Annotated in this window: 20 protein-coding genes; 6 read left to right on the top strand and 14 right to left on the bottom strand. The window is 65.5% G+C overall.

Translation table 11 applies throughout. From position 1 onward, the window contains the following. Window positions 1-24: 24 nt before the first annotated feature. The 8 genes from RA164_RS05520 to miaA all read right to left on the bottom strand — a co-directional run bounded on the left by RA164_RS05520 (window position 25) and on the right by miaA (window position 7285). Complete coding sequence (locus RA164_RS05520) at window positions 25-282, bottom strand: helix-turn-helix domain-containing protein (RefSeq protein WP_329742965.1); 258 nt, start codon at window positions 280-282, stop codon at window positions 25-27. Between the two features lie 188 nt (window positions 283-470). Further along, the gene (locus tag RA164_RS05515) at window positions 471-1763 is read right to left on the bottom strand and encodes an adenylosuccinate synthase (RefSeq protein WP_329742964.1); all 1293 of its coding nucleotides are present in this window, start codon (window positions 1761-1763) and stop codon (window positions 471-473) included. A 275-nt stretch (window positions 1764-2038) separates the two neighbouring features. Continuing rightward, window positions 2039-2224: a DUF2065 domain-containing protein gene (locus tag RA164_RS05510; protein WP_329742963.1), complete on the bottom strand. Its 186-nt coding sequence runs from the start codon at window positions 2222-2224 to the stop codon at window positions 2039-2041. A gap of 10 nt (window positions 2225-2234) precedes the next feature. Then, window positions 2235-3104 carry a protease modulator HflC gene (gene hflC, locus RA164_RS05505; protein ID WP_329742962.1) on the bottom strand — a complete coding sequence of 290 codons (870 nt, stop codon included), beginning with the start codon at window positions 3102-3104 and terminating at the stop codon, window positions 2235-2237. Further along, entirely contained in the window at window positions 3101-4312 is a 1212-nt protein-coding gene (gene hflK / locus RA164_RS05500; RefSeq protein ID WP_329742961.1) for an FtsH protease activity modulator HflK, read from the bottom strand. The genes hflC and hflK overlap by 4 nt, the downstream gene beginning before the upstream one ends. Before the next feature lie 168 nt (window positions 4313-4480). Further along, complete coding sequence (gene hflX, locus RA164_RS05495; RefSeq protein WP_329743485.1) at window positions 4481-5863, bottom strand: ribosome rescue GTPase HflX; 1383 nt, start codon at window positions 5861-5863, stop codon at window positions 4481-4483. Window positions 5864-5906: 43 nt separating this feature from the next. After that, window positions 5907-6182 (bottom strand): RNA chaperone Hfq, encoded by a 276-nt coding sequence (gene hfq / locus RA164_RS05490; protein WP_329742960.1) that lies wholly within the window; start codon window positions 6180-6182, stop codon window positions 5907-5909. Between the two features lie 155 nt (window positions 6183-6337). Next, complete coding sequence (gene miaA, locus RA164_RS05485) at window positions 6338-7285, bottom strand: tRNA (adenosine(37)-N6)-dimethylallyltransferase MiaA (RefSeq protein ID WP_329742959.1); 948 nt, start codon at window positions 7283-7285, stop codon at window positions 6338-6340. A 120-nt stretch (window positions 7286-7405) separates the two neighbouring features. Between miaA and tdh the strand changes: the two genes are divergently transcribed. The 3 genes from tdh to kbl all read left to right on the top strand — a co-directional run bounded on the left by tdh (window position 7406) and on the right by kbl (window position 13528). After that, on the top strand, window positions 7406-8440 hold the full coding sequence (tdh, locus tag RA164_RS05480) for an L-threonine 3-dehydrogenase (RefSeq protein WP_329742958.1): 1035 nt from the start codon (window positions 7406-7408) through the stop codon (window positions 8438-8440). 111 nt (window positions 8441-8551) lie between these two features. Beyond that, window positions 8552-12247: a DUF748 domain-containing protein gene (locus RA164_RS05475; RefSeq protein ID WP_329742957.1), complete on the top strand. Its 3696-nt coding sequence runs from the start codon at window positions 8552-8554 to the stop codon at window positions 12245-12247. A gap of 87 nt (window positions 12248-12334) precedes the next feature. Next, the gene (gene kbl / locus RA164_RS05470) at window positions 12335-13528 is read left to right on the top strand and encodes a glycine C-acetyltransferase (RefSeq protein WP_329742956.1); all 1194 of its coding nucleotides are present in this window, start codon (window positions 12335-12337) and stop codon (window positions 13526-13528) included. Window positions 13529-13604: 76 nt separating this feature from the next. On the opposite strand, the gene RA164_RS05465 is transcribed toward kbl, so the two are convergent. From RA164_RS05465 to acnD, 4 genes are all read right to left on the bottom strand, one after another. After that, window positions 13605-14378, bottom strand: coding sequence for a pseudouridine synthase (locus RA164_RS05465; RefSeq protein ID WP_329742955.1), 774 nt, complete (start codon window positions 14376-14378; stop codon window positions 13605-13607). Between the two features lie 116 nt (window positions 14379-14494). Further along, complete coding sequence (locus tag RA164_RS05460; protein WP_329742954.1) at window positions 14495-15619, bottom strand: OmpA family protein; 1125 nt, start codon at window positions 15617-15619, stop codon at window positions 14495-14497. A 513-nt stretch (window positions 15620-16132) separates the two neighbouring features. After that, window positions 16133-17317, bottom strand: a complete 1185-nt coding sequence (gene prpF, locus RA164_RS05455; protein ID WP_329742953.1) for a 2-methylaconitate cis-trans isomerase PrpF — start codon at window positions 17315-17317, stop codon at window positions 16133-16135. A gap of 102 nt (window positions 17318-17419) precedes the next feature. Beyond that, on the bottom strand, window positions 17420-20014 hold the full coding sequence (gene acnD / locus RA164_RS05450; protein ID WP_329742952.1) for a Fe/S-dependent 2-methylisocitrate dehydratase AcnD: 2595 nt from the start codon (window positions 20012-20014) through the stop codon (window positions 17420-17422). A gap of 401 nt (window positions 20015-20415) precedes the next feature. Between acnD and RA164_RS05445 the strand changes: the two genes are divergently transcribed. After that, window positions 20416-21096, top strand: coding sequence for a TerC family protein (locus tag RA164_RS05445; RefSeq protein WP_329742951.1), 681 nt, complete (start codon window positions 20416-20418; stop codon window positions 21094-21096). Between the two features lie 278 nt (window positions 21097-21374). Here the strand turns inward: RA164_RS05445 and prpC are convergent, their stop codons facing one another. Beyond that, a complete protein-coding gene (prpC, locus tag RA164_RS05440) occupies window positions 21375-22520 on the bottom strand; it encodes a bifunctional 2-methylcitrate synthase/citrate synthase (protein WP_329742950.1) in 1146 nt (381 codons plus the stop codon). A 74-nt stretch (window positions 22521-22594) separates the two neighbouring features. Continuing rightward, window positions 22595-23479 (bottom strand): methylisocitrate lyase, encoded by an 885-nt coding sequence (gene prpB / locus RA164_RS05435; RefSeq protein WP_329742949.1) that lies wholly within the window; start codon window positions 23477-23479, stop codon window positions 22595-22597. A 306-nt stretch (window positions 23480-23785) separates the two neighbouring features. On the opposite strand from prpB, the gene RA164_RS05430 reads away from it, so the two are divergent. Together RA164_RS05430 and ahpC are read left to right on the top strand one after the other, a co-directional pair. Then, window positions 23786-25003 carry a citrate synthase family protein gene (locus RA164_RS05430; protein WP_329742948.1) on the top strand — a complete coding sequence of 406 codons (1218 nt, stop codon included), beginning with the start codon at window positions 23786-23788 and terminating at the stop codon, window positions 25001-25003. 188 nt (window positions 25004-25191) lie between these two features. Continuing rightward, window positions 25192-25755, top strand: coding sequence for an alkyl hydroperoxide reductase subunit C (gene ahpC / locus RA164_RS05425; RefSeq protein ID WP_329742947.1), 564 nt, complete (start codon window positions 25192-25194; stop codon window positions 25753-25755). The last annotated feature ends 19 nt before the right edge of the window (window positions 25756-25774 follow it).

The following is a 25774-nucleotide window of genomic DNA, read 5'->3' as shown; positions in this document are numbered from 1 at the left end:
CGCGCGAGGCCGGGGGGGCATGGCTTACCACGCTGCCTTGCGGGACGTTACGCCTTCGGACACTCCTGTCGCCTTGGGCTGGATTCCCAGTTCCAGGCCAAGCAGCAGGCAAAGCCGATGGATGCGATCGAAGGAAGCACGGCCGGCCTGACTCTCCAACTTGGAGACGGCCTGGGTAGTAATGCCCAGTTGCCGGGCGACATCGGCCTGGGTCCAGCCGCGCTGGAGCCGCGCCGCGCGTAGCATGGGGCCAAGCTGGTCAGGAAGCCGGATGATGTCCATGGACTCAACCTTCAGGTTGAATGTGACGGAATCAACTTACAGGTTGAATATGGAGAAATCAACCTTGAGGTTGATTAGGTCCTGGCGCCACTGTCGTCCCGACGGAGCGAGGGGGGGAGAAACCGGTTCCCAGATAAAAAGAAAAGCCCCGCATCGCGGGGCTTTCCTTGTCACTGATCGCCGGAAGCTCAGGCGAACGGATCGTCCAGGATGATGGTGTCGTCGCGATCGGCGCCGGTGGCGACGAGGGCGATGCGGCAGCCGGAGAGTTCCTCCAAGGCACGCAGGTAGGCGCGGGCGGCGGGCGGCAGCTTGTCCCACTCGCGGATGCCGGCGGTGGACTCTTCCCAGCCGGGGAACTCCAGGTAGACCGGCTTGCACTCGGCCCAGCCATCGGCGTCCAGCGGCGCCAGCTCGCGGCGCTTGCCGCGGTATTCGTAGGCGATGCAGACCTTGATGCTGGGCAGACCGTCGAGCACGTCGAGCTTGGTGATGGCCAGTCCGTTGATGCCGTTGATCTGCACGGCGCGCTTCAGCGCGACCAGGTCGATCCAGCCACAGCGGCGCGGACGGCCGGTGCTGGCGCCGAACTCGTGGCCGACCTGGCGTAGGCGCTCGCCCATCTCGTCGTGCAGCTCGGTGGGGAACGGGCCGCCGCCGACGCGGGTGGCGTAGGCCTTGCAGATGCCCAGCACGTAGTCGATGTCGCCCGCGCCCACGCCGGTACCGGCCAGCGCGCCGCCCACGGTGGTATTGGACGAGGTGACGTACGGGTAGGTGCCGTGGTCGATGTCCAGCAGCGCGCCCTGCGCGCCTTCGTACAGGATGTGGCCGCCGTCCTTGCGCACGTCGTGCAGGATGGTGGCGACATCGTCGACCATCGGGCGGATGAACTCACTGTAGGTCAGCGCTTCGTCCAGCACGGTCTGGTAGTCGACCGGCTCGGCGTTGAGCCACTGGGTGAGGATGAAGTTGTGGTATTCGACGGCGGCCTTGATCTTCTCGGGCAGCTCGTGCGGATACATCAGGTCGGCGACGCGGATGGAGCGGCGGGCGACCTTGTCTTCGTAGGCCGGACCGATGCCGCGGCCGGTGGTGCCGATGGCGCCCTTGCCGGCCTTGGCTTCGCGCGCCTTATCGACGGCGATGTGGTACGGCATGATCAGCGGCGTAGCCGGGCTGATCTTCAGGCGCGGGCGCACGTTGACGCCGTTGGCTTCCAGTTCCTCGATCTCGCTCTTCAGCGCGGCCGGGCTCAGCACCACGCCGTTGCCGATCAGGCACAGCGCGTCGTCGCGCAGGATGCCCGAAGGGATCAGATGCAGCACGGTCTTCTTGCCGCCGATCACCAGCGTGTGACCGGCGTTGTGACCGCCCTGGAAACGCGCCACCGCTCCGACCTGCTCGGTCAGCAGGTCGACGATCTTGCCCTTGCCCTCGTCGCCCCACTGGGCCCCGAGAATTACGACTGACTTGCCCATGATGTTCTCGCTCGTTGTGCAATGCCCCGCTCGTGGGGCGACGTCGGTGACTAGGCTCGCGATCCCTCGCTCACCAAGTCACCCGGCCTGCGGCATCCTGCCTCCGGCGCTCGCCGGAACGGAATGCCATTCAAGGCATTCCGTTAAACCCCGGCTCGCCCCCACTGGGCCCCGAGAATTACGACTGACTTGCCCATGATGTTCTCGCTCTTTGAAGCACCCCATGAAGGAGTGCAGAAAAATACCTGCCCGGGCGGTTACCCGCCGTGAAATCTTCAGTGCACCAGTTGCAGCACCAGCAAACCCGCCACCATCGCCACCGCGCCGAACACGCGCAGGGTGCGCGGGTCGAGCTTGAGCGCCTCGCGCATCATGGCCTGCCAGCCGCGCGGGGCGGCAAACAGCACCAGCCCCTCGATCACGACCACGAGGCAGAGCGCGGCAAGCAGGGTGTGCGCCATGACCGCAACCTCAGTGCTTGCCCGGCTGCGGGCTGTTGAAATACTTGAGGAAGCCCGAATCCGGCTTCAGGATCAGCACGCTCTTGCCGTTGGCGAACGCCGTGCGATACGCCTGCAGGCTGCGATAGAACGCGAAGAACTCCGGATCCTGGCTGTAGGCCTGGGCATAGATCGCGGCCGCCTGGGCGTCGCCCTCGCCACGGATCTTGGCCGCATCGCGGTCGGCGTCTGCGCGGATGATCTGGCCCTGCTTGTCGGCATCGGCCTTGATCGTCTCGGCCACCTGCTGACCGGTGGAACGCAGTTCGTTGGCCAGCTGCAGGCGCTCGGCGCGCATGCGCTTGTACACCGACTCGCTGACTTCGTCGGGCAGGTCGATGCGCTTGATGCGCACGTCGACAATGGCAATACCCAGGCTCTTGCGCGCCACCGCGTCGGTCTGGCTGCGCACGCGCGCGGTGATGTCGCGCCGGCCGCCGGTGACCAGTTCCTGCAGGGTGCGCGAGTTGAACTCGTAACGCAGCGCGTCCTTCACGATCGGCGTGAGCCGCTGCACTGCCTGCAACTCGCTGCCGTTGGTGGCGCGGTAATAGGTAGCGTTGTTGGCAATGCGCCATTTCACGTAGAAGTCGACGTTGACGCTCTTCTTCTCGGAGGTGAAATAGCGCTCCGGCTGCGCGTCCAGGGTGAGGATACGGCTGTCCATGCGCACCACCTGCTGCAGCAGCGGCAGCTTGAAGTGCAGGCCGGGCTGGTCGTCGTTGCGCACGATGCGGCCGAACTGCAGCACCAGCGCGCTCTGCCCTTCGTTCACCACGTACATGCTGTTGAAGCCGAGCAGCACCAGCACCACGGCGAGTATTCCGGTGGCGATCTTCATGGCTGCTTCTCCTTGTCCGCGGCATCGCTGCCCGACGACGAAGCCGTCGTCGCAGCGGCGGCCATACCCGCCGTGGCGGTGGTCGGCGCACTGCCCTGCGCGGGCGGAAGGTTGATGATGTTGCGGCCGCTGGCGTCGTCGATCACCTTGCGGTCGCTGGCCAGCACCTGCTCCATCGTCTCCAGCCACAGGCGGCGGCGGGTGACTTGCGGCGCGGCCTTGTACTGCTTGAGCATCAGGTCGAACTGCTGCACGTCGCCCTGTGCACGGGCAATGCGCGCGGCCTTGTAACCGGCGGCCTCGGCCAGGATGCGGGCAGCGTCGCCGCGTGCCTCGGGAATCACCTTGCTGGCATAGGCGCGGGCCTTGTTCTCGGTGCCCTGCTTGTCCTCGCGCGCGGCGTTGACGTCGTCGAAGGCATCCTTCACTTCCTGCGGCGGTGCCACGTTCTGGAAGCTGACGTCGGTCACGCGCAGGCCGATGTCGTAGCTGTCCAGGGTGTGCTGCAGGATCTGGCGGGTCTGCTGTTGCAGGCTGTCGCGCGACTGCCCCACGGCATCCGCCGGCACGGCGGCATGTGCCGCAGTGGCAGCTGCCGCGGCCACCGCGCTGTTGGCCGCGGCGCCCGGCGAGGCACTGCCCGGCGGGGCCGCGTTGACCGCGCTGGCTTCGGTATCCGAGCCAGTCAGGATGTCGTCCATCGAGTGCGCGCCGACCACCGCACGCACCGCCGCCTCGGCGGCCTCGCGCAGGGTCTGCTCGGGATCGCTGGCCGAGAACAGGAACTTGCGTGCGTCGGACACCTGGTACTGCACGTTGAAGTTCACCGAGACGATGTTCTCGTCACTGGTGAGCATGCGCGCCTTGTCGGAGATCGAACGGATGCTGCTGGTGGCGACCTTGCTGACCGACTCCAACGGCTGTGGCAGCTTGAAGTGGAAGCCGGGAGCCAGCGTGCGCGCGTAACGGCCGAAACGCAGCACCACGCCGGACTGGTTGGCGCCCACCACCGTGTAGCTGCTCAGCAGCAGCCAGGCCACCAGTAATGCCGCGATGATGGTGAAGATGCCGCCGCGCCCGCCGCCGAACTTGCCCAGATGCTTGCGCAGGTTCTTTACCGCATCGTCCAGTCCGGACTTGCCGCTGGCCGGACGGTTGTTCTTGTTCCATGGATCGCGCTGCCCGTTGCCGGGTTCGTTCCAGGCCATGGTCAGTCTCCTTGGGGTCGCTGGGAGGCCGGCAACAACGGCCGGAAAACGCAGTGAGCTATGTAGGACATGGTGGCGTCGCGTAAGAATCACGAGTACGCGCCCGCACCGGGCCACGCACAAACGTCGGTCATTCTACCAGAGCAGACGACGCAGCTGTCGGGCTGGCTATTCGGGCATCTCGATCAGCGGACGCAGCAGCGCCGCGTCGGCGGCATGCTGGCCGGCCAGGGGTATCAGGACGCTGCGCGGGGCATCGATGCGCAACCGCCAGCCCTGTTCGTCCACGCTTTCCTCCGCGATGGCACCGGCGGCCTTGAGCCGCGCATGCAGCCGCCCGGCGGTCAGCGGCAGAAGCAGCTCGGCATTGATCCGGTCGCCGCCGAGCAGCTCGCCCAGCGCCTGCCGCAGCAGGTCCAGCCCCTCGCCGGTGCCGGCGGACAGCCAGACGGTATGCGGGCGTCCCTCGCCGTCGCGGTCGATGCGCGGCTCGACCCGCACCGCATTGCCGGCGGCGACTGGATCGTTGTCGCCCGACTCGGCGGCGCCAAGCGTCGTGGCGGCGGCCGCTTCTGCGTTCAGCACGTCGATCTTGTTCATCACCCGCAGCTGCGGCAGGTCGCCGGCACCGATCTCCTCCAGCACCTGGTCGACCACCCTGTGCAGGCGCTCGCGCTCTTCGTCGGCGGCGTCGCTGACGTGCAGCAGCAGGTCGGCGTCGCGCGCCTCGGCCAGGGTGCCGCGGAAGGCGGCCACCAGGTCATGCGGTAGATCGCGCACGAAGCCCACCGTGTCGGCCAGCACGGCCGGACCGCAGGAAAGCTCGCCAATGCGCCGGACCGTGGGATCGAGAGTGGCGAACAGCTGGTCCGCGGCGTAGACGCCGCCGCTGGTCAACGTATTGAAGAGGGTGGACTTGCCGGCATTGGTATAGCCGACCAGCGCCACGCGCGGCACGGTGTTGCGCAGCCGGGCCCGGCGCTGCTGGCCGCGCTGGGTCTGCACTTTCTCCAGCCGTTTGGTCAGCTGCTTGACCCGCTCGGCGAGCAGGCGGCGATCGGTTTCCAGCTGGGTTTCGCCGGGGCCGCGGTTGCCGATGGCACCGCCACGCTGGGTATCCAGGTGACTCCAGCCCCGCACCAGGCGGGTCGCCAGATGCTTGAGCTGGGCCAGCTCCACTTCCAGCTTGCCCTCGTGCGAGCGGGCCCGCTGGGCAAAGATGTCGAGGATCAGGCCCGCGCGGTCGACCACCCGCACGCCGAGATGCTTTTCGAGGTTGCGCTCCTGCACCGGGCTGAGCAGATGGTCGACCAACACCAGATCGGCCTCCAGTGCACGGGCCATCTCGGCAATCTCGTCGGCCTTGCCGGTGCCGATGTAGTAACGCGGATTGGGCACGTCGACACGGGCCGGAACCTGCCCCAGCACCTCGGCACCCGCGGACTTCGCCAGTTCGGTGAACTCGGCGGCACGGCGTGCGGCATCGCCCTCGCCGCGCGAATGCGGAAGGACCAGGACGGCACGCTCGCCTTTCTTTTGTCTATCGAACAGAGGGGATCAACCTTTACTGCTGGCTGGCACCGGAAGGATGCGCTTAGGCACCCGCGCCGGCTTCACTGATCTGGCTTTCGCCGTTCTCGTGGCCATCGTGACCGCCACCGATGCGCACGTTGCGACTCGGTACCACGGTGGAAATCGCGTGCTTGTAGACCATCTGGCTGACCTGGTTGCGCAGCAGCACCACGAACTGATCGAACGACTCGACCGTGCCCTGCAGCTTGATGCCGTTGACCAGATAGATGGCGACCGGAACGCGCTCGCGACGCAATGCGTTCAGGAATGGGTCCTGCAATGACTGCCCTTTGGACATTTCTTCTTCTCCCCTGCGGCTGACGAGCCGGAAAAAAAACGCGTGACCACGCGCCCCGGCCCAACTCTGCGGAGAATGTTAACCGTTTTTAAATCGAGGATGTAAGAAAGGCATTATGAGCTGGCGCACAAAACGATCCTCGCGTCCGGTCTGGCTCAGGCGGAGCCGAGGAACAGCCGCAACGCGGCCTGGGCTGCCGCCTCCAGCCCGGGCCGTTCGGGGTCGAATACCCGCGCATCCAGCTCGCTGCGCAACCAGGTAATCTGCCGCTTGGCCAGTTGGCGGGTGGCATAGATGCCGCGTTCGCGCAGTTCCGGCAGGCCGTAGCGGCCATCCAGGTATTCCCAGGTCTGGCGATAGCCCACCGCGCGGATGGCCGGCAGGTCGGGATGCAGGTCGCCACGTGCACGCAGTGCCGCTACCTCCTCGCACAGGCCGTCGGACAGCATCGCGTCGAAGCGCGTGGCAATGCGCTGGTGCAGCACCGAGCGGTCACCCGGAAGCAGGGCCAGTTTGAGCACCCGCCATGGCAACGGCTCACCCGCGCCACCGGACTGCAGTTCGCTGAGCGGGCGGCCGGTGAGCTCGATCACTTCCAGCGCACGCTGCAGGCGTTGCTGGTCGTTGGGCCGGATCCGTGCAGCAGCCACCGGATCGAGCTGGGCCAGCCTCCGGTGCAGTTCGGCCCAGCCGATCGTCGCCGCCTCGGCGGCCAGTCGCGCACGGACAGCAGCATCGGCCTCCGGCAGGTTGGACAGGCCCCGCTGCAATGCCCTGAAGTAAAGTCCGGTGCCGCCCACCAGCAGCGGCACCCTGCCCGCGTCGGTCGAGGCCTGCATGGCGATCTGTGCGTCGGCACGGAAATCGGCCGCAGAGTACGGCTGCGCCGGGTCGCGGATATCGACCAGTGCATGCGGATGGCGCGCCAGCGTCTGCGCATCGGGCTTGGCCGTACCGATGTCCATGCCGCGGTAGACCAGCGCCGAGTCGACACTGATCAGGTCCAGCGGAAAATGCGCGCGCAGTGCGCAGGCCAAGGCGGTCTTGCCCGAGGCCGTGGGCCCCATCAGGAATATGGCGGGTGGGCGTTGATCGGAAGGCATCCGCACAGTGTAACGGGGGCGTGAATCGGCACATCAGGCGCCGGGTATCACGGTCAATCCATGCGGCGTTTTATAATTGCCGCTTTCCGCCCGCCACACGGGCCAGCCGATGGAATTCCCATGTCGCAGATGATGAAGGCCCTGGTCAAGCTCAAGCCCGAGCAGGGCATCTGGATGGACGAGGTCCCCGTCCCCGAGGTCGGCCCGAACGAGGTGCTGATCAAGATCGAGAAGACCGCGATCTGCGGCACCGACCTGCACATCTACAAGTGGGACGAATGGAGCCAGCGCACGATCAAGCCCGGCCTGACCATCGGCCACGAGTTTGTCGGCCGCATCGTCGAGATCGGCCCCGGCGTCACCGGCTACCAGGTCGGCGACCGCGTCTCGGCCGAGGGGCATATCGTCTGTGGCCACTGCCGCAACTGCCGCGCCGGTCGCCAGCACCTGTGCCCGAACACCATCGGCATCGGCGTGAACCGCAATGGTGCCTTCGCCGAATACATGGCCATGCCGGCCAGCAACCTGTGGCCGATCCCCGACCCGATCCCGTCGGAACTGGCGGCCTTCTTCGACCCGTACGGCAATGCCGCGCACTGCGCGCTGGAGTTCGACCTGATCGGCGAGGACGTGCTGATCACCGGCGCGGGCCCGATCGGCGTGATTGCGGCAGGCATCGCCAAGCATGTGGGCGCGCGCAACGTGGTGGTCACCGACGTGAACGACTACCGCCTGAAGCTGGCCGCTGACATGGGCGCCACCCGGGTGGTGAACGTCGCCAATGCATCGCTGAAGGAAGCGATGAAGGATCTGCACATGGAGGGCTTCGACGTAGGCCTGGAAATGAGCGGCAACCCGCGCGCCTTCAACGACATGCTGGACTGCATGTACCACGGCGGCAAGATCGCCCTGCTCGGCATCCAGCCACGCGGCGCCGGCATCGACTGGGACAAGGTGATCTTCAAGGGCCTCACCCTGCAGGGCATCTACGGCCGCAAGATGTACGAGACCTGGTACAAAATGACCCAGATGGTGCTCACCGGCTTTCCGCTGCAGAAGGCGCTCACCCACCAGATCCACATCGACGACTTCCAGAAGGGCTTCGACCTGATGGATGCCGGCCAGTGCGGCAAGGTGGTCTGCTCCTGGCTCTGAACAGCCACCGCGGCTGGAACAGCTCACGCTTTCCTGCCGCGGCCTGAACGGAAATACGCAAGAGTCGATGCAGCGGGCTAGACTTCGCCATGAAGCACGCCACGGTGCTTCATGGCTGATCGGCTGCGCGCGGTCATGGCGATCGCGCGACGCCGGCTCGCCACGCAAAGGAGCATCGACCGCATGCCTGGCTGGAAGCTTTCCCGCGATACCCTGGTCCGCGATGGCCGCGAGCACGCCGTGCGCCTGTTCCACTCACGGCGCGCACGCCGCTACAGCTTGGTGCTGGCCGCGCTGCTGGTCCTGATCGGCCTGCTGGGTGCGTTTGCCGCACCGCCGTTGATCAAGAGCCAGTTGCAGCAGCGACTGGGCACGGCGCTACACCGCCCGGTAACCATCGGCGCGGTGCATCTGAACCCCTACACGCTCAAACTGACCCTGGACCGCCTGCACATCGGCAGCCGCCAGGGCACGGGTTCGTTCGTGGATGTCGGGCAACTGGTCATCGATCCATCGTGGAGTTCGCTGTTCCACTGGGCACCGGTACTGGACGAGCTGACCATCCGCCAGCCGCGCATCACGATCACCCGTACCGCTCCGCAGACATTCAATTTCTCCGACCTGCTGCAGGGCAGTGGCAAACCTTCCGGTTCGCCGCTGCATTTCGCCATCGCCAACATTCGCGTGCTGCAGGGTAGTGTCGTGTTCGACGACAAGGTGCTCGGCGCCACCCACCACGTCGACGATATCGACCTGGGCATTCCGTTCATCGCCAACCTGCCACATGACACCAATGTGTTCGTGAAACCGCTGGTGGCCATGCGCATCGATGGCAGTCCGCTGCATATCGCCGGCGAAACCAAACCGTTCGCCGACAGCCGCGAGTCGACACTGCACTTCACCCTGAACCGGCTCGACCTGCCCCGCTACCTGGGCTACATACCGGCCGCGCTGCCGGTGGCGATTCCGCACGGGTTCCTGTCCGGCCAGTTCCAACTGCACTTCATCACGCAGGGATCGAGCCCGCAGATAAAACTGGATGGCCTGCTGCAGCTGGACCAGTTCGCCCTGGTCAACCACGACGGCACACCGATCCTCGACATCGGCCACGGCAGCGCCACGCTGCAGGACATCGAGCCGTTGCGTTCGCGCTACTGGATCGGTCTCGTCACACTCGACCACACCACCCTGAACTACACCCGCCTGCCCGGCGGACACAGCAACCTCGATGCGCTGCTGGGCAGCAACACGCCACCTCCGGCCAAGCCCGCGCCGCCCACCGATGCCCGGATCGCCCAGCTCGACCTGCACGATGACGCGCTCATCTACACCGACCGCACCGGCACCGATCGCAGCAGCACCGAAGTACGCCAGCTGGCACTGCAGCCGCTCAACGGCAGCATGACCGGGTTCGCGATGCTGGCCGCGTTGCCGGCCAAAGTCGACCTGACCGCCAGCGTCGGCCATGGTCAGCTGCATCTGGGCGGCGTCCTGTCGATGGCCAAGGGGCATTACGCCGGCCAGGCCAGCATGGCAAAAGTCGACCTGGCACCACTGCTGGCACTGGCACCCCCGATGCTCGATGCCAGCATCAGCCAGGGCACACTTTCCGTGCAAGGACAACTGGTTGCCGACTGGAGCAAACAGTTCGACCTGCAGCTCGACAATGCCCAACTGTCCGTCGACAATCTCGCACTGCAGCGCGGCCACACCACCCCGGTGCAGTTGAAGTCGGCAACGGCGCAACTGACCCACTTCGACCTCGCCGATGCGAAGGCGATGCTCGACCAGGTCGCCGTGCAGGGACTGCAGATCAAGGCTACTCACCTGCGCAATGGCCACATCGACCTCGCCAGCCTGGTCAAGCCGAGCCCATCCACGCCGACGTCTTCCAGTGCGGGGCCGTCCTGGCAATGGCAGGTGGCACAACTGACGCTGGCGGATAGTGCGCTGGATTACCGCGATGCAGGCATGCCCGGCCCTCAGGGCAGGCTCACCTTGCGCGCGGACAAGTACACCATCGATGGCCTGTCCCAGGACATGCGCAAGCCGCTTCGAGTGGACCTGCGCGGCAGCGCCGGCCGCGGCACGTACCGCGTGCACGGCACGCTGCGTCCGGCACCGCTCGATGCCAACCTCGATGTCGCGGTACGCCGGCTGGACCTCGCTCCGCTGGAATCCGCGTTGCCGGTGCCGCTCAACGTGCGGATCGACCGCGCCCTGTTCAGTGCGACCGGGCATATGCGTTACCTGCAGCGACGGTCGCAGCCCTGGGTGGACTATGACGGTCGCGTCCGTCTGGGCCGGGTACTGGTGCTGGACAAACTCACCGGCGACGAATTCCTGCGCTGGTATGCGCTTGATGCGGATCATCTGCGAGTCCGCCTCGGCCGCGCCACACCCTCGGTTTCGGTCGGCGCGCTGCTGCTGGACGATTTCTATGCGCGCGTGATCGTCAACGGCAACGGCAGGCTCAACCTGCAGGACGTGGTGGCCAACCCACAGCAGGCCACTCCGGTATCGGTAACGCGGGCCAACACATCCGCCGCGCCTGCACCCACGACGACACCCGCCACGGCGTCATCCGTACCCGCAGCGGCAAGTTCGGCGCCACTGCCCGCCAACATCCGCATCGGCAGCATCACGCTGGCACGCGGTCATCTCAATTACACCGACAACTTCATCAAGCCCAACTACACGGCGAACATCACCGACCTGTCGGGCAAGATCGGTGCCTTCGGCACGGATACCAGCACCGCGCCCGCCGCACTGACCCTGCAGGGCGAGCTCAACGGCAACGCGCCAGTGACCATCGACGGCAATATCAATCCGCTCACGCCCATCGCGTTCCTCGACGTGAAAGGCAAGGCCAGCGATGTCGAGCTGTCCCATCTCACCCCTTATTCGAGCAAGTACACCGGCTACCCGATCACCAAGGGGCGCCTGACCATGGACGTGCATTACCTGCTCGACCACGGCAAGCTCAAGGCCGACAACCACATCATGCTCGACCAGCTCACTTTCGGCCCGCGTGTCGAGGGTCCGGGCATCCGTCACCTGCCGGTGAAACTGGCGGTGGCTCTGCTCCGCGACCCGCAGGGCAACATCGATGTCAACGTGCCGGTTTCCGGTTCGTTGAGCGATCCGGAGTTCAGCCTCGGCGGCGTGATCTGGCATGCCTTCGTCAACCTGATCACGCGCGCGATCACTTCGCCGTTCCGCCTGCTTGCCGCCGGCCTGGGTGGCAAGCACCAGGATCTCGGGCATGTCTCGTTTGCACCGGGCTCGAGCCGGCTCGACGCGACCGCGCAGCAGCGCCTTGCCGAGATCGTGAAGGTCCTCAAGCAGAAACCGGCGCTGAAGCTGACCATCACCGGCCGGGTCGATCCCAGGCTTGACGAAAATGGCCTGCGCAAGGAAACCATGGACGCCGCCATCCGGCAGGAAGTCGCCCGCAGCCAGGGTGACAGCGCACAAAGCGTGGAGCTGTCCAAGCTCAGCCACAAGGATTACCTGCGCTACCTGACCAAGGCCTACAAGCACGCGAAATTCAGCAAGCCGCGCGACTTCATCGGGCTGGTCAAATCGCAGCCACCCGAGGTCATGGAAAACATGATCGAGACCCATGTGACGGTCAACGCCAAGACCATGCGCGCGCTCGCCGAACGCCGGGCCAGCGCGGTTGAAGCCTGGCTGCACGGCAAGATCGCCGACAACCGCATGTCTGTGCTTGCCCCCAAGCTGGACGCCACCGGTATCGACGACAACGGCAAGACCACCCGGGTGGATTTCGGACTGCACGATTGAGGCCACCCCAGCCACGCCCGGCCGACGGTTTCCCCGAAGGCCGGGAGGCCTCACAATGGCGGTCTTCCCATCACGGAAAGCACCACCATGAGCTACCCCAGCCAGGCACGCTACGCTAGCGAACTCGAATCCATCCGCGAACAGGGTCTGTTCAAGGCCGAGCGCATCATCGTCTCGCCGCAGTCCGCCGAGATCGAGCTGGACGGCGGTCGCAAGGTGCTCAACTTCTGCGCCAACAACTATCTGGGCCTGGCCGATCACCCCGACGTGATCGCCGCCGCCAAGGCGGCCCTGGACACCCACGGTTTCGGCATGGCCAGCGTGCGCTTCATCTGCGGTACGCAGGACCTGCACAAGCAGCTCGAAGCGAAGGTCGCCGGCTTCTTCGGCACCGACGACACCATCCTGTATGCCGCCTGCTTCGATGCCAACGGCGGACTGTTCGAACCCCTGCTGGGCGAACAGGACGCGGTGATCTCCGACGCGCTTAACCACGCCTCGATCATCGATGGCATCCGCCTGTGCAAGGCCAAGCGCTACCGCTATGCCAACAGCGACATGGCCGACCTGGAAGCGCAGCTGCAGGCGGCCGATGCCGCTGGCGCCCGTACCAAGCTGATCAGCACCGACGGCGCGTTCTCGATGGACGGCTTCATCGCGCGGCTCGACCAGATCACCGCACTGGCAGCCAAGTACGGCGCATTGGTGCACATCGACGAGTGCCACTGCACCGGCTTCCTCGGCGCCACCGGCCGCGGTTCGGCCGAAGTGCATGGCGTGATGGACAAGATCGACATCTTCACCGGTACCCTAGGCAAGGCGCTCGGTGGTGCTGTCGGAGGCTTTACCACCGGGCGCGCCGAGATCATCGAGATGCTGCGCCAGCGGTCGCGTCCGTATCTGTTCTCCAACTCGCTGCCACCGCACGTGGTCGCCGCGGGTCTCAAGGTGTTCGACATGCTTGAAGCCGCCGGCGACCTGCGCGACCGCGTCCAGGAGAATACCCGCTACTTCCGCGAGGAAATGACCAAGGCCGGCTTCGACATCAAGCCTGGCGTGCACCCGATCGTTCCGGTCATGGTGTACGACGCCAAGAAGGCCCAGGCGATGGCCACGGCACTGCTCGACGAGGGCATCTATGTCACCGGCTTCTTCTACCCGGTGGTACCGCAGGGCCAGGCGCGCATCCGTACGCAGATGAGTGCCGCACACACGCGCGAACACCTCGACCGTGCCATTGCAGCCTTCAGCAAGGTCGGCAAGCAGCTAGGTGTGATCTGATCCATGGCTTTGTTGGCCCGTACGGTTGATCGGTGGCGACGTAAAAGCGCGCCACCGATTTACAACGGGAGGCATGTCAGCGGCGGAGCGTGAGCGCAGCGACCTCGGCGTCACTCAGGTGGCGCCACTGCCCTTTCGGCAAATCGCCAAGCAACAACGGCCCGATCGCTACCCGCACCAGTCGCAGCACGCCGATTTCGTGCGCTGCAAGCAGTCGCCGGATATGGCGGTTGCGCCCTTCGTCCAGCACGATTTCCAGCCAGGCGTTCTTCTCGCCACGGCGCAGCAGATCCACGCGCCGGACGCGCAACAACTCACCCTGATCGGTCACTCCCTGCACCAGTTGCTGGAGCAGAGCCGCGTCCGGCACCTGATCGACCTGCACGTGATAGGTCTTATCAACATGCCGGTCCGGCTCGGTCAACCCCGCCGCCCAGACACTGTCGTTGCTCAACAGCAACAGGCCTTCGCTGGCCCGGTCCAGCCGGCCGACCGGTCCCATCCACGGCAGGCCCGCATCCGCAAGCGCGTCGTACACAGTGGAGCGCCCCCGTTCGTCATTGGCGGTCACGACCATGCCGCGCGGCTTGTTCAAGGCCACATAGACACGTGCCACCTCGCCGATCACGACACCGTCGAGCATGATCCGCTGCCGCACCGCATCAGCCGGACGTTCCGGATCTGACACGACCTGGCCGTCGACGGAAACCCGACCCTCACGGATCGCGCGCTCAGCCTGGCTGCGCGAGCAGACACCGAGCTTGCTGATGACACGCGCCAGACCATGACGCGGTCGGTCGACCGGACGCGTCTTCGCAGAAACACGGCGAGAGGGTGTGGATGAAGTCATGGGCACAAAAGCATGGACGGGACAAAGGATAGGCCATCGCGCCGACACCCGGGCCATAAAAGGAAAAGCCCGGCACCAGGCCGGGCTTTTCCAGGTTGCCGAAGCAACCGTGTTGCTTACTGCTGGACCTGCAGCTCGGTGCGACGGTTCTCGGCGCGACCGGCATCGGTCTTGTTGTTGCCGATCGGGTCGTTCTCACCGTGACCCACCGGGCCTTCCAGACGGCTGGCGTCGATACCGTGATCAATCAAGTAGTTGTACACGATCTTCGCACGACGCTCGGACAGCGACTGGTTGTAGGCAGCGCTACCGATGCTGTCGGTATAGCCGGCCACCATCACCTGCACGTTCGGGTAACGCTTCAGGGTGTCGACAGCCTGGTTCAGGGTTGCCAGCGAAGCGGAGGTCGGCTCGGCCAGTGCCTTGGTGATGTCAGTCTGACCCTTCTTCGGACGGTCAAACTTGAAGTTCACACCACGCAGATCGATGACGACCTTCTGCGGGCAGCCATCCGGGCCGACAATGGTGCCGGGCGGAGTGTTCGGGCACTTGTCGTCGCAGTTGTTCACGCCATCATGGTCGCTGTCGAGCTGCGAGCAGTCAGGCTTCGGCGGCGGCGGCGGAGCGACCGGGGCCGGAGCCGGGGGAGCCGGCGGCTGGCCAAAGCGCGAGACGAGGCTGAAGCCCAGCAGCCAATCGCCATAGCCATTCTGGCTCTGCTGGCTCTTGTCGTCCCAGTCATAGCGGTAACCGGCTTCAACGCGGAAGTCGGTGCTGTCGGTGATGGCCTTGGACAGACCAGCGCCCACCTGGGCGGCAGGAGCCCAGCCGTGGTTCATGCTGTTCTTGTGATAGCTGCCCATCAGGCCAGCCATCAGATACGGACGCCACGCGGTCCACTCACCGAAGTAATAACGGACAGCCGCACCGTAGTTGGTGCTCGACCACTTGCCACCGCCATCGCGCTTGCGGCTGGTACGGTCGACGAACAGGTCGATCGACGTATTCGGCGAGATGAAACGGCCTACGCCAAGACCATAGTAGAACTGGCGGCTGTTGGTGTTGCGGCTGCTGTCGTTGTAGTAGCCACCAATGGTCGGCGCGATGTACCAGCGGCCGTCGTAGCTCGGCGCCGTGGTGCTGGCCGCACTGTCGGACGCAGCGGCCGTGCCCTGCGCCTGAACGGCACCCACGCCGCCCAGTGCAAGAGCGATCAGAAAATACAGGCCCTTACGTTTCATCAGGTCTCTCCTCGTTTATTGATTTTTGCGACGTTTCCACAAGCGCGGAAGGATTGCGCAAAGCTATTCGGCCCAATCGGCGAATAACGGTCTTCCTGTTAATGAGTCGCCTTGGGGGGGCGGCGGCAGTTTATCAAAAAATAAACAAGCGGGTCCGTCACAGAAACTTTCGTTCATGCTCGGCTCACCCTGATCCTCACTATGTGAAGAATCCGAGAAAGCTCCTGCGGGCATGTCGTGCAGACACGCCACGCGCGGACTCCGCGCAAAGGCAACCCCTACCGAGCCTTATGCGGATGGCCACGCAACGCCATTTCCAGACTCGCCGACACCAGCCCTATCACCGAACCGTGAGCAGCAGTAGCTTTCGGGATCCGCGACGGCGGCCCTTTTGCCAGCGCCGCCGTCTCGCGCAATACCTGTACCGCATCGCCGATGCAGTATTTTCGAAATCAGAATAATCTGATCTTGCGACACCATACTTTCGATGCGGAGGTTCCGTGCCGCGGCGAATTACGGCGCGGGAACGCGTACCCACCCTTCCATCAGTACGCGTGCGCTGCGGCTCATGATGGCCTTGGTGACTATCCACGCGCCATCGACCCGTTTCGCCTCGGCTCCTACCCGCAGCGTACCCGACGGATGGCCAAAACGTACCGACGTGCGCTCACCGCCCCCTGCGGCCAGGTTCACCAGCGTGCCCGGAATGGCGGCCGCAGTGCCGATCGCGACCGCAGCCGTACCCATCATGGCGTGATGCAGCTTGCCCATCGACATCGCACGCACCAGCAGATCGACGTCACCCACCTTCACGGGCTTGCCGCTGGAGGCGACGTAGTCGGCAGGCGGCGCAACGAAGGCCACCTTGGGCGTGTGCTGGCGCGTGGCGATCTCGTCGAGCGACCGGATCAGGCCCATGCGCAGCGCACCGTGTGCACGGATGGCCTCGAACATCGCCAGCGCCTTTTCGTCACTGTTGATGGCGTCCTGCAGTTCGGTGCCGGTGTAGCCGATGGCCGCAGCCTCGACAAAAATTGTGGGGATGCCGGCATTGATCATGGTCGCCCGGAGCACGCCAACACCCGGCACGTCCAGGTCGTCGACCAGATTTCCGGTAGGAAACATGGCTCCTCCCGCACCCTCTTCCTCGGCGGCCGGGTCCATGAATTCCAGTTGTACTTCGGCCGCCGGGAAGGTCACCCCGTCCAGTTCGAAATCGCCGGTCTCCTGCACCGCGCCGTCGGTCATCGGCACATGGGCAATGATGGTCTTGCCGATGTTGGCCTGCCAGATGCGCACGATCGCGATGCCGTCGCGTGGCACCCGTGACGGATCGACCAGCCCCGCCGCAATGGCAAACGGACCGACCGCTGCCGACAGGTTGCCGCAGTTGCCGCTCCAGTCGACGAAGGCCCTGTCGATCGCCACCTGGCCGAACAGGTAGTCCACGTCATGATCCGGACGCACGCTCCTGGACACGATCACCGTCTTGCTGGTGCTGGAGCTCGCACCCCCCATGCCGTCGATCTGCTTGCCATAGGGATCGGGACTGCCGATCACACGCTGCAGCAGGGCATCACGCACGGCGCCCGGCACCTGCGCCGCCTCGGGCAGGTCCTGCAGACGAAAGAACACACCCTTGCTGGTACCGCCACGCATATAGGTGGCGGGAATCCGGATCTGGGGAAGATGAGCCATGGTTGTTTTGTCCTGGTTGACTGGGACTTGCCCGCACCTCGGGGGCGAGCAAGGACGGCTGCCGCGTGGTGATGCAATGCCCCCACGCGGACCGGCAAGAAATCAGGCAGCCTGCGACGCCTCGATGAAGTCCTGCGCGAAACGCTGCAGCACCCCACCCGCTTCGTAGATCAGCACCTCCTCGGCGGTATCCAGGCGACAGGTCACCGGCACCTCGACACGCTCGCCGTCCTTGCGGTGGATGACCAGGGTGAGATCGGCGCCCGGCCTGCGCTCGCCGATCACATCGAAGGTCTCGCTGCCATCGATCGCCAGCGTCTTGCGGTTGGTGCCCGGCTTGAACTCCAGCGGCAGCACGCCCATGCCGATCAGGTTGGTGCGATGGATGCGCTCGAAGCCCTCGGCCGCGATCGCTTCCACGCCCGCCAGACGCACGCCCTTCGCGGCCCAGTCGCGCGAGGAACCCTGGCCGTAGTCGGCACCGGCGATCACGATCAGCGGCTGCTTGCGGTCCATGTAGGTCTCGATCGCTTCCCACATGCGCATGACCTTGCCTTCCGGCTCCACCCGGGCCAGCGAACCACGCTTCACTTCACCATCGACCACAGCCATCTCGTTGACCAGGGTCGGGTTGGCGAAGGTGGCGCGCTGCGCGGTGAGATGGTCGCCGCGATGGGTCGCGTAGGAATTGAAGTCCTCTTCCGGCAAACCCATTTTCGCAAGGTACTCGCCTGCCGCGCTGGTCGGCAGGATCGCGTTGGACGGCGACAGGTGATCGGTGGTGATGTTGTCGCCAAGCACCGCCAGCGGGCGCATCCCGGTCAGCGTGCGCTCGCCCGCCAAAGCGCCCTCCCAGTACGGCGGGCATCGTATGTAGGTGCTCTGCGGACGCCATGCATAGAGCGGCGCGGCACGGGTACCGCTGTGTCCGGTGCGAGCGAACATCGGCTCGTACACCGTGCGGAACTGCTCCGGCTTCACGCTGGCGGACACGATCGCATCGATCTCCTCGTCCGACGGCCAGATGTCCTTGAGCATCACCGGCTGGCCATCCGCATCGATGCCCAGCACGTCCTTCTCGATGTCGAAGCGGATGGTGCCGGCGATGGCGTAGGCCACCACCAGCGGCGGCGAAGCCAGGAAGGCCTGCTTGGCATACGGATGGATGCGCCCGTCGAAGTTGCGGTTGCCAGACAGCACGGCCGTCGAATACAGGTCGCGGTCGATGATCTCCTGCTGGATCTTCGGATCGAGCGCGCCCGACATGCCGTTGCAGGTGGTGCAGGCGAACGCCACGATGCCGAAGCCCAGCTTCTCCAGCTCCGGCAGCAGCTTCGCTTCTTCCAGATACAACTGCACCGCCCGCGAACCGGGTGCCAGCGAGCTCTTCACCCACGGCTTGCGGGTCAGGCCACGCGCGTTGGCGTTGCGTGCCAGCAGCGCGGCGGCAATCACGTTGCGCGGGTTGCTGGTGTTGGTGCAACTGGTGATCGCGGCAATGATCACCGCACCGTCGGGCATCTGCCCCGGCTGTTCGGTCCACTCGCCGGCGATCCCGCGCGCCGCCAGGTCGGACGTCGGCAGTCGCTTGTGTGGATTGGACGGGCCGGCCATGTTGCGCACCACCGCGGACAGGTCGAACGTCAGCGTGCGCTCGTACTGCGCATCGGCAAGCGTATCGGCCCACAGGCCCGCCGTCCTGGCGTAGGTCTCGACCAGCCTGACCTGCTCGTCGCTGCGACCGGTGAGGCGCAGGTAGTCCAGGGTCTGGTTGTCGATGAAGAACATCGCGGCGGTGGCGCCGTATTCGGGCGCCATGTTGGAGATGGTGGCGCGATCGCCCAGGGTGAGGCTGGCTGCCCCTTCGCCGCGGAATTCAAGGAAGGCACCGACCACCTTTTCCTTGCGCAGGAACTCGGTGAGCGCCAGCACGATATCGGTGGCGGTGATGCCGCTCTGGCGCTTGCCGGTGAGTTCGACACCGACGATGTTCGGCAGGCGCATCCACGAGGCGCGGCCGAGCATCACGCTCTCGGCCTCCAGACCACCCACGCCGACGGCGATGACGCCGAGCGCATCCACGTGCGGGGTGTGGCTGTCGGTACCGACGCAGGTGTCCGGATACGCCACGCCATCACGTACGCCAACCACCGGCGACATCTTCTCCAGGTTGATCTGGTGCATGATGCCGTTGCCCGGCGGGATCACGTCGACGTTCTCGAACGCCTGCTTGGTCCACTCGATGAAGTGGAAGCGGTCCTCGTTGCGGCGATCCTCGATCGCGCGGTTCTTCCTGAACGCGTCTGGATCGAAGCCGCCGCATTCCACCGCCAGCGAGTGGTCGACGATCAGCTGCACCGGCACCACCGGGTTCACCTTGGCCGGATCGCCACCGCGATCGGCGATCGCGTCGCGCAGGCCGGCCAGATCGACCAGCGCGGTCTGGCCCAGGATGTCGTGGCACACCACGCGTGCCGGGAACCACGGAAAATCGCGCTCGCGCTTGCGCTCGATCAACTGCTTCAGCGACTCGTCGAGGATCGCCGGATCGCAGCGACGCACCAGGTTCTCGGCGAGCACGCGCGAGGTGTACGGCAAGGCATCGTAGGCGCCCGGCTGGATCGCCTCCACGGCGGCGCGCGCATCGAAATAGTCCAGCGAAGTGCCGGGAAGGGGCTGGCGGTAGTTGGTATTCATGACGGTCTGGAATCCTGAAGGGAAACACCCGCTGACAGCAGGCCTGTGAGTGGCCCGTGCGTCGTCACCCGACGACCGATCGCGAGGCTGCCGGAACGATGTCCGCGGCAAACGCCAAAGCGATGCAAAACGGGTCTAGTGTAATGAGAGTAAATGTCCAGTACGGCGTTACCGGCTTGACCGGCGTGCCGGCCGGCCTCGACAATGCTTGGGTACTTATCCCAAAGGGGAGTAGTTCCGGACGCCGCCTCACCGGGCGTTCGTGCAGTGGTCGTCATCACGAGCGGAACACCGCTCCGGTCACTGCAGCGGCGGCGCCGCGAACGAGACTTTTGCGGTAATCGCGGGGCAGCGTGCACCCGTGGTTGCTGCATTTGTCCGGCGCGCAGGAACCGAACCGCATGGCCTTCCTTACCCCCGAGCTTTTCTCCGGCCTGATGGCCATCGTGCTGCTGGACCTCGTGCTGGCCGGCGACAATGCCATTGTTATCGCACTGGCCGCACGCAACCTGCCGCCCGAGCTGCAGCGCAAGGCCGTGTTCTGGGGCACCTTCGGCGCCGTCGGCATACGCGTGCTGTTGACCGCCGTCGTGGTGTACCTGCTCAAGCTGCCCGGACTGATGCTGGCCGGCGGACTGGTCCTGCTGCCGATCGCCTGGAAGCTGCTCCGGCACGAGGAAGAAGACCGCGACATCCGCCCCGGCGACACCTTCTGGGCTGCGCTGAAGACCATCGTTGTGGCCGACGCACTGATGGGCCTGGACAACGTACTGGCGATTGCTGGCGCGTCGAAAGGTCATATGGGACTGGTCATCCTCGGTCTGCTCATCAGCGTTCCGCTGGTGGTCTGGGGCAGCACGCTGATCCTGCGGCTGATCGCACGCTATCCGGCGATCATCTACGTTGGCGCCGGCGCCATTGCCTGGACCGCAGCCCGCATGATCGCCCACGACGGACTGCTCGACGCCTGGTTCAAGCCGCGTCCGTGGGCCAGGTACGGACTCGACGTGCTGTTCGTGCTTGGCATCTGCGGCGGTGGCTGGCTGGCTCGTCGGCGGCAACCGCCTACCCGCATCACTTGAATCAGTTCTTACGCCAAAACGCCGCAACTCCTGGTCGCTGGTGTCCGCTGTTGCTGCGCTCAAGCCTGCCCAGACCCCGCGAAAGCGCCGACAGCACCTCGTAGTGCAGGATCACGCAGATCGCTATCGCCACGGTGAAGTTGACGCCCCCCAGTGGTGATAATCGCCCCGGGGCGACCATGCCGCAGGAGCAGCGAGAGCGAGAGCGAGAGTCCATTGGGCCAGCGCGAGATTCATCAGGCAAAGCGCCCGCCTTCGCGACGGGCGCTCCGCTCAGGTCAGCGCTTGTCGATCGGCACGTAGGTCTGGTCTTCCGGCCCAGTGTAGTTGGCACTGGGACGGATGATCTTGCCGTCCTGGCGCTGCTCGATCACGTGCGCGCTCCAGCCGGAGGTACGCGCGATCACGAACAGCGGCGTGAACATCGCGGTCGGCACGCCCATCATGTGGTAGGCGCTGGCCGAGAACCAGTCGAGGTTGGGGAACATCTTCTTGATCTCACCCATCACATTCTCGATGCGCTCGGACACGTCGAACAGCACCGGATTGCCGCCCTCGGTGCACAGCTTGCGCGAGATCTCCTTGATGATCACGTTGCGCGGATCGGCCACCGTGTACACCGGGTGGCCGAAGCCGATGATGATCTCCTTGCGCTCGACGCGGGCGCGGATGTCCGCCTCGGCGTCGTCGGCGCTGCGATAGCGCGCGATGATCTCCATCGCCACCTCGTTCGCGCCGCCGTGCTTAGGACCGCGCAGCGCGCCGATCGCGCCGGTGATCGACGAGTACATGTCCGACCCGGTACCGGCGATCACGCGCGCGGTGAAGGTCGACGCATTGAACTCGTGCTCGGCGTACAGCACCAGCGACTTGTCCAGCGCGGTGGCATGCAGCTCACTGGGCGCCTTGCCGTGCAGCAGGTGCAGGAAGTGCGCGGCGATCGAATCATCATCGGTCTCGGTCTCGATGCGCTTGCCGTTGTGGCTGAAGTGGTACCAGTACAGCAGCATCGATCCGAAGCTGGCCATCAGGCGGTCGGCGATATCGCGCGCACCGGTGATGTTGTGGTCGTCCTTTTCCGGCAGCACCGTGCCCATCACCGAGCAGCCGGTGCGCAGCACGTCCATCGGATGGGTCGCCGCCGGCAGCAGCTCCATCGCGGCCTTCACCGGCGCCGGCAGGCCGCGCAGGCGCTTCAGGCGGGCCTTGTAGTTCTGCAGCTCGGTCCAGTTCGGCAGCACGCCGTAGACCAGAAGATGCGCCACTTCCTCGAAGCAGCCCTTGGCCGCAAGGTCATGGATGTCATAGCCGCGGTAATGCAGATCGTTGCCGCTGCGGCCGACCGTGCACAGCGCCGTGTTGCCGGCAGCGACACCGGACAGCGCCACCGATTTCTTGGCCTTGGGAAGGACTTGCTCGCTCATGGGATGTATCTCCTCAATGCTTGCGGATGCCGACCGGCGCAGCAGGCGGCCGGACGACGGAATGCGTGACCTGCTCAGCCTTTCTTCGAGAACAGCTCGTCGAGCTTGCGCTCGTAGGCGTGGTAGCCGAGGAAGTCGTAAAGCTCCTCGCGCGTCTGCAGGGTGTCGATGATGTTTTTCTGGGTGCCTTCGCGGCGCACCGTCTCGTAGAAATTCAGCGCGGCCTTGTTCATGGCGCGATAGGCACCGCAGCAGTACAACGCTATATCCACGTTGGCCGAGCGCAGCTCGTCGGTGGTGAAGAACGGCGTGGAGCCGAACTCGGTAAGGTTGGCCAGGATCGGCACCTTCACCGCCGCCTTGAACTTGCGGTAGTCGTCCAGCGTTTTCATCGCTTCGGGGAAGATCATGTCGGCGCCAGCCTCGACGTAGGCCACCGCGCGCTCGATCGCCGCATCGATGCCCTCCGCTGCCGCCGCGTCGGTGCGCGCCATGATCACGAAGCCCGGATCGGTCCGCGCATCCACCGCCGCCTTCACGCGGTCGACCATTTCGTCCTTCGACACCACTTCCTTGCCGGGACGATGGCCGCAGCGCTTCTGGCCGACCTGGTCCTCCATGTGCACGGCGGCCACGCCCACGCGCTCGAACGAACGGATGGTGCGCGCGATGTTGAACGCGCCGCCCCAGCCGGTATCGATGTCGACCAGCAGCGGCAGGCCGGTGGCGTCGACGATACGGCGGGCGTCGATCAGCACGTCTTCCATCGTGCTGATGCCCAGGTCCGGCATGCCCAGCGAGTTGGCGGCCACACCGCCGCCGGACAGATACAGCGCCTTGTAACCCACGCGCCTGGCCATCAGGCCCGCGTAGGCGGTGATCGCGCCGATCACCTGCAACGGCTGTTCTTCGGCGAGAGCGGCGCGGAAACGTGCGCCGGCGGAATCGATTGGGGACATGGTGACTCTCCGAAACCTCATAGTGTAGGCGATGCGCCGGACAGGCCATGCCGCAACGCACGAAATCACGGCAGCGGCGGCATCCGCCCAGCACCGGCAGGCGTCTCGACAGGGCGCCTGCCGGCCCAGGTGCCATCACGCACCCAAATGCACCGCGTGCGACCGGTCGTGAGCGACTTGCCATGCTTCGAGATCAAATACCCGCTCGATCCTGAGCATCGCAGATCCGCCTCATCCGGGACGGGCGCTACTTTGCTCCTCAAAAACATGTTGATCAATCTTGATCAAAACAATCAATATATCTGCATGCACGCCACCTACCTGCCCGCTCGCGACGCCGCCGCCCGGCTGGGCATCAGCCTGGCCACCCTGTACGCCTATGTCAGCCGCGGCAAGATCGACTCGCGTGCCGGTCCCGACGGTCGCAGCCGCGAATACCGGGTCGACGACATCGACGGCCTGATCGAACGGCGCCAGGCCGGGCGCGGCGCCGCACAAGGGGCCGCACACAGCCTGACCTGGGGCCTGCCGGTGCTGGAAACCCGGATCTCGCTGATCCGTCCGCACGGCCAGTACTACCGGGGGCAGTCCGCCATCGCGCTGGCCCGCGACGGCGCGACCCTGGAGGAAGTCGCGCGCCTGCTGTGGGCCTGCGACGACAACGATCCTTTCGGCACGGCACCTCCGTCCGTCTGGCCCGCTGCGGTGCAAGGCCTGATGCGCCATCGCGAACTGCCGCCACTCGAACGCACCGCGGCGGCACTGCCGCTGCTGGCATTGGCCGCGCCCGATGCACACAGCCTGCACCCGCAGCAGCGTAGGGAAGGCGCCGCCCGTTTGCTGCGCGAGACCGCCGCCCTGCTCGCCAACACCCGCCCGGGCAGCCGGCCGATCCACCAGCAACTGGCCCTTGCCTGGAACAACACGCATGCCAGCCTGCCGGACCTGGTACGAAGCACGTTGGTGCTCTGCGCCGACCATGAACTGAATGCCTCAGCGTTTGCCACGCGCGTGGCCGCTTCTACCGGCGCCAGCCTTCACGCGGCGGCCGGCGCCGGGCTGGCCGCCCTGTCCGGCCCCCAGCACGGCGGTGCCACCGCGCGTGCGCATGCGCTGCTGCGGCAGGCCATGCGCGAACGCCATCCGGAAGACGATATGCGGGAACGCCTGCGCCGCGGCGAGAACCTGCCCGGCTTCGGCCACCCGCTCTATCCGGAAGGTGATCCGCGCGCTGCCCTGCTGCTGGAAATGCTGGCAGCGGCGCGACCGCGCCTGCCCGGAATGGCCCGCATCGAACGCCTGGTCGACGCGGTGGCCGCCGGCAGCGGACGCGCGCCCAGCCTGGATTTCGCACTGGCCGCGACGGCCCTGTTGCACGGCCAGGACGCAACGGCAAGCCTGTCGCTGTTCGCCGCCGGGCGCATGGCCGGCTGGCTGGCACACGCACTGGAACAGCAGGAAGCCGGCGGGCTGATCCGGCCGCGCGCGAACTACGCCGGCGCCCGTCCCACCCGTCGACGGTGATCATCCCCTGCCTGCCGGCAGCCATCCGTCTGTCACGCGCTACCGACACGATGACGGGTAGTGACTGCATCGGCCATTCATAGGCATGATCAATCGACCACATCTCGACAATCAATTGGAATGATCGATAGGCGTCACCTAGAATTCCCCCATCGACCCACTCACCAACCACAAATGGAGACGACCCAGTGTCTTTGATCAACACCGAAATCAAGCCGTTCAAGGCCCAGGCATTCAAGAACGGCGAGTTCATCGAAGTGACCGACGCCGATCTCAAGGGCAAGTGGTCCGTCGTGATCTTCATGCCGGCTGCGTTCACCTTCAACTGCCCGACCGAGGTCGAGGACGCCGCCGAGCACTACGCCGAGTTCCAGAAAGCCGGCGCCGAAGTGTATGTGGTCACCACCGACACCCATTTCTCGCACAAGGTGTGGCATGAGACCTCGCCGGCGGTGGGCAAGGCCAAGTTCGCGCTGGTCGGCGACCCGACCCATCAGCTGACCCGTGCCTTCGACGTGCACATCGAAGAGGAAGGCCTGGCCCTGCGCGGCACCTTCATCATCAACCCGGAAGGCGTGATCAAGACGCTGGAGATCCACGACAACGCGATCGCCCGCGACATCGCCGAAACGCTGCGCAAGCTGAAGGCCGCGCAGTACGTGGCCGCCCACCCGAACGAGGTGTGCCCGGCCAAGTGGAAGGAAGGCGAGAAGACCCTGGCTCCCTCGCTCGACCTCGTCGGCAAGATCTGATCCAACCGCTGTACCGGAA

It is taken from the genome of Dyella sp. A6, assembly GCF_036320485.1.
GTDB lineage: Bacteria > Pseudomonadota > Gammaproteobacteria > Xanthomonadales > Rhodanobacteraceae > Rhodanobacter_A > Rhodanobacter_A aluminiiresistens.
Note: the sequence above shows the minus strand (reverse complement) of the source record. Positions and strands in the feature narration are given on the sequence as shown.

Coding starts and splice junctions, on each gene's coding strand:
- RA164_RS05520 (WP_329742965.1), bottom strand. CDS start 282: ATGGACATCATCCGGCTTCCTGACCAGCTTGGCCCCATGCTACGCGCG.
- RA164_RS05515 (WP_329742964.1), bottom strand. CDS start 1,763: ATGGGCAAGTCAGTCGTAATTCTCGGGGCCCAGTGGGGCGACGAGGGC.
- RA164_RS05510 (WP_329742963.1), bottom strand. CDS start 2,224: ATGGCGCACACCCTGCTTGCCGCGCTCTGCCTCGTGGTCGTGATCGAG.
- hflC (WP_329742962.1), bottom strand. CDS start 3,104: ATGAAGATCGCCACCGGAATACTCGCCGTGGTGCTGGTGCTGCTCGGC.
- hflK (WP_329742961.1), bottom strand. CDS start 4,312: ATGGCCTGGAACGAACCCGGCAACGGGCAGCGCGATCCATGGAACAAG.
- hfq (WP_329742960.1), bottom strand. CDS start 6,182: ATGTCCAAAGGGCAGTCATTGCAGGACCCATTCCTGAACGCATTGCGT.
- miaA (WP_329742959.1), bottom strand. CDS start 7,285: ATGCCTTCCGATCAACGCCCACCCGCCATATTCCTGATGGGGCCCACG.
- tdh (WP_329742958.1), top strand. CDS start 7,406: ATGTCGCAGATGATGAAGGCCCTGGTCAAGCTCAAGCCCGAGCAGGGC.
- RA164_RS05475 (WP_329742957.1), top strand. CDS start 8,552: ATGGCTGATCGGCTGCGCGCGGTCATGGCGATCGCGCGACGCCGGCTC.
- kbl (WP_329742956.1), top strand. CDS start 12,335: ATGAGCTACCCCAGCCAGGCACGCTACGCTAGCGAACTCGAATCCATC.
- RA164_RS05465 (WP_329742955.1), bottom strand. CDS start 14,378: ATGACTTCATCCACACCCTCTCGCCGTGTTTCTGCGAAGACGCGTCCG.
- RA164_RS05460 (WP_329742954.1), bottom strand. CDS start 15,619: ATGAAACGTAAGGGCCTGTATTTTCTGATCGCTCTTGCACTGGGCGGC.
- prpF (WP_329742953.1), bottom strand. CDS start 17,317: ATGGCTCATCTTCCCCAGATCCGGATTCCCGCCACCTATATGCGTGGC.
- acnD (WP_329742952.1), bottom strand. CDS start 20,014: ATGAATACCAACTACCGCCAGCCCCTTCCCGGCACTTCGCTGGACTAT.
- RA164_RS05445 (WP_329742951.1), top strand. CDS start 20,416: ATGGCCTTCCTTACCCCCGAGCTTTTCTCCGGCCTGATGGCCATCGTG.
- prpC (WP_329742950.1), bottom strand. CDS start 22,520: ATGAGCGAGCAAGTCCTTCCCAAGGCCAAGAAATCGGTGGCGCTGTCC.
- prpB (WP_329742949.1), bottom strand. CDS start 23,479: ATGTCCCCAATCGATTCCGCCGGCGCACGTTTCCGCGCCGCTCTCGCC.
- RA164_RS05430 (WP_329742948.1), top strand. CDS start 23,786: ATGCACGCCACCTACCTGCCCGCTCGCGACGCCGCCGCCCGGCTGGGC.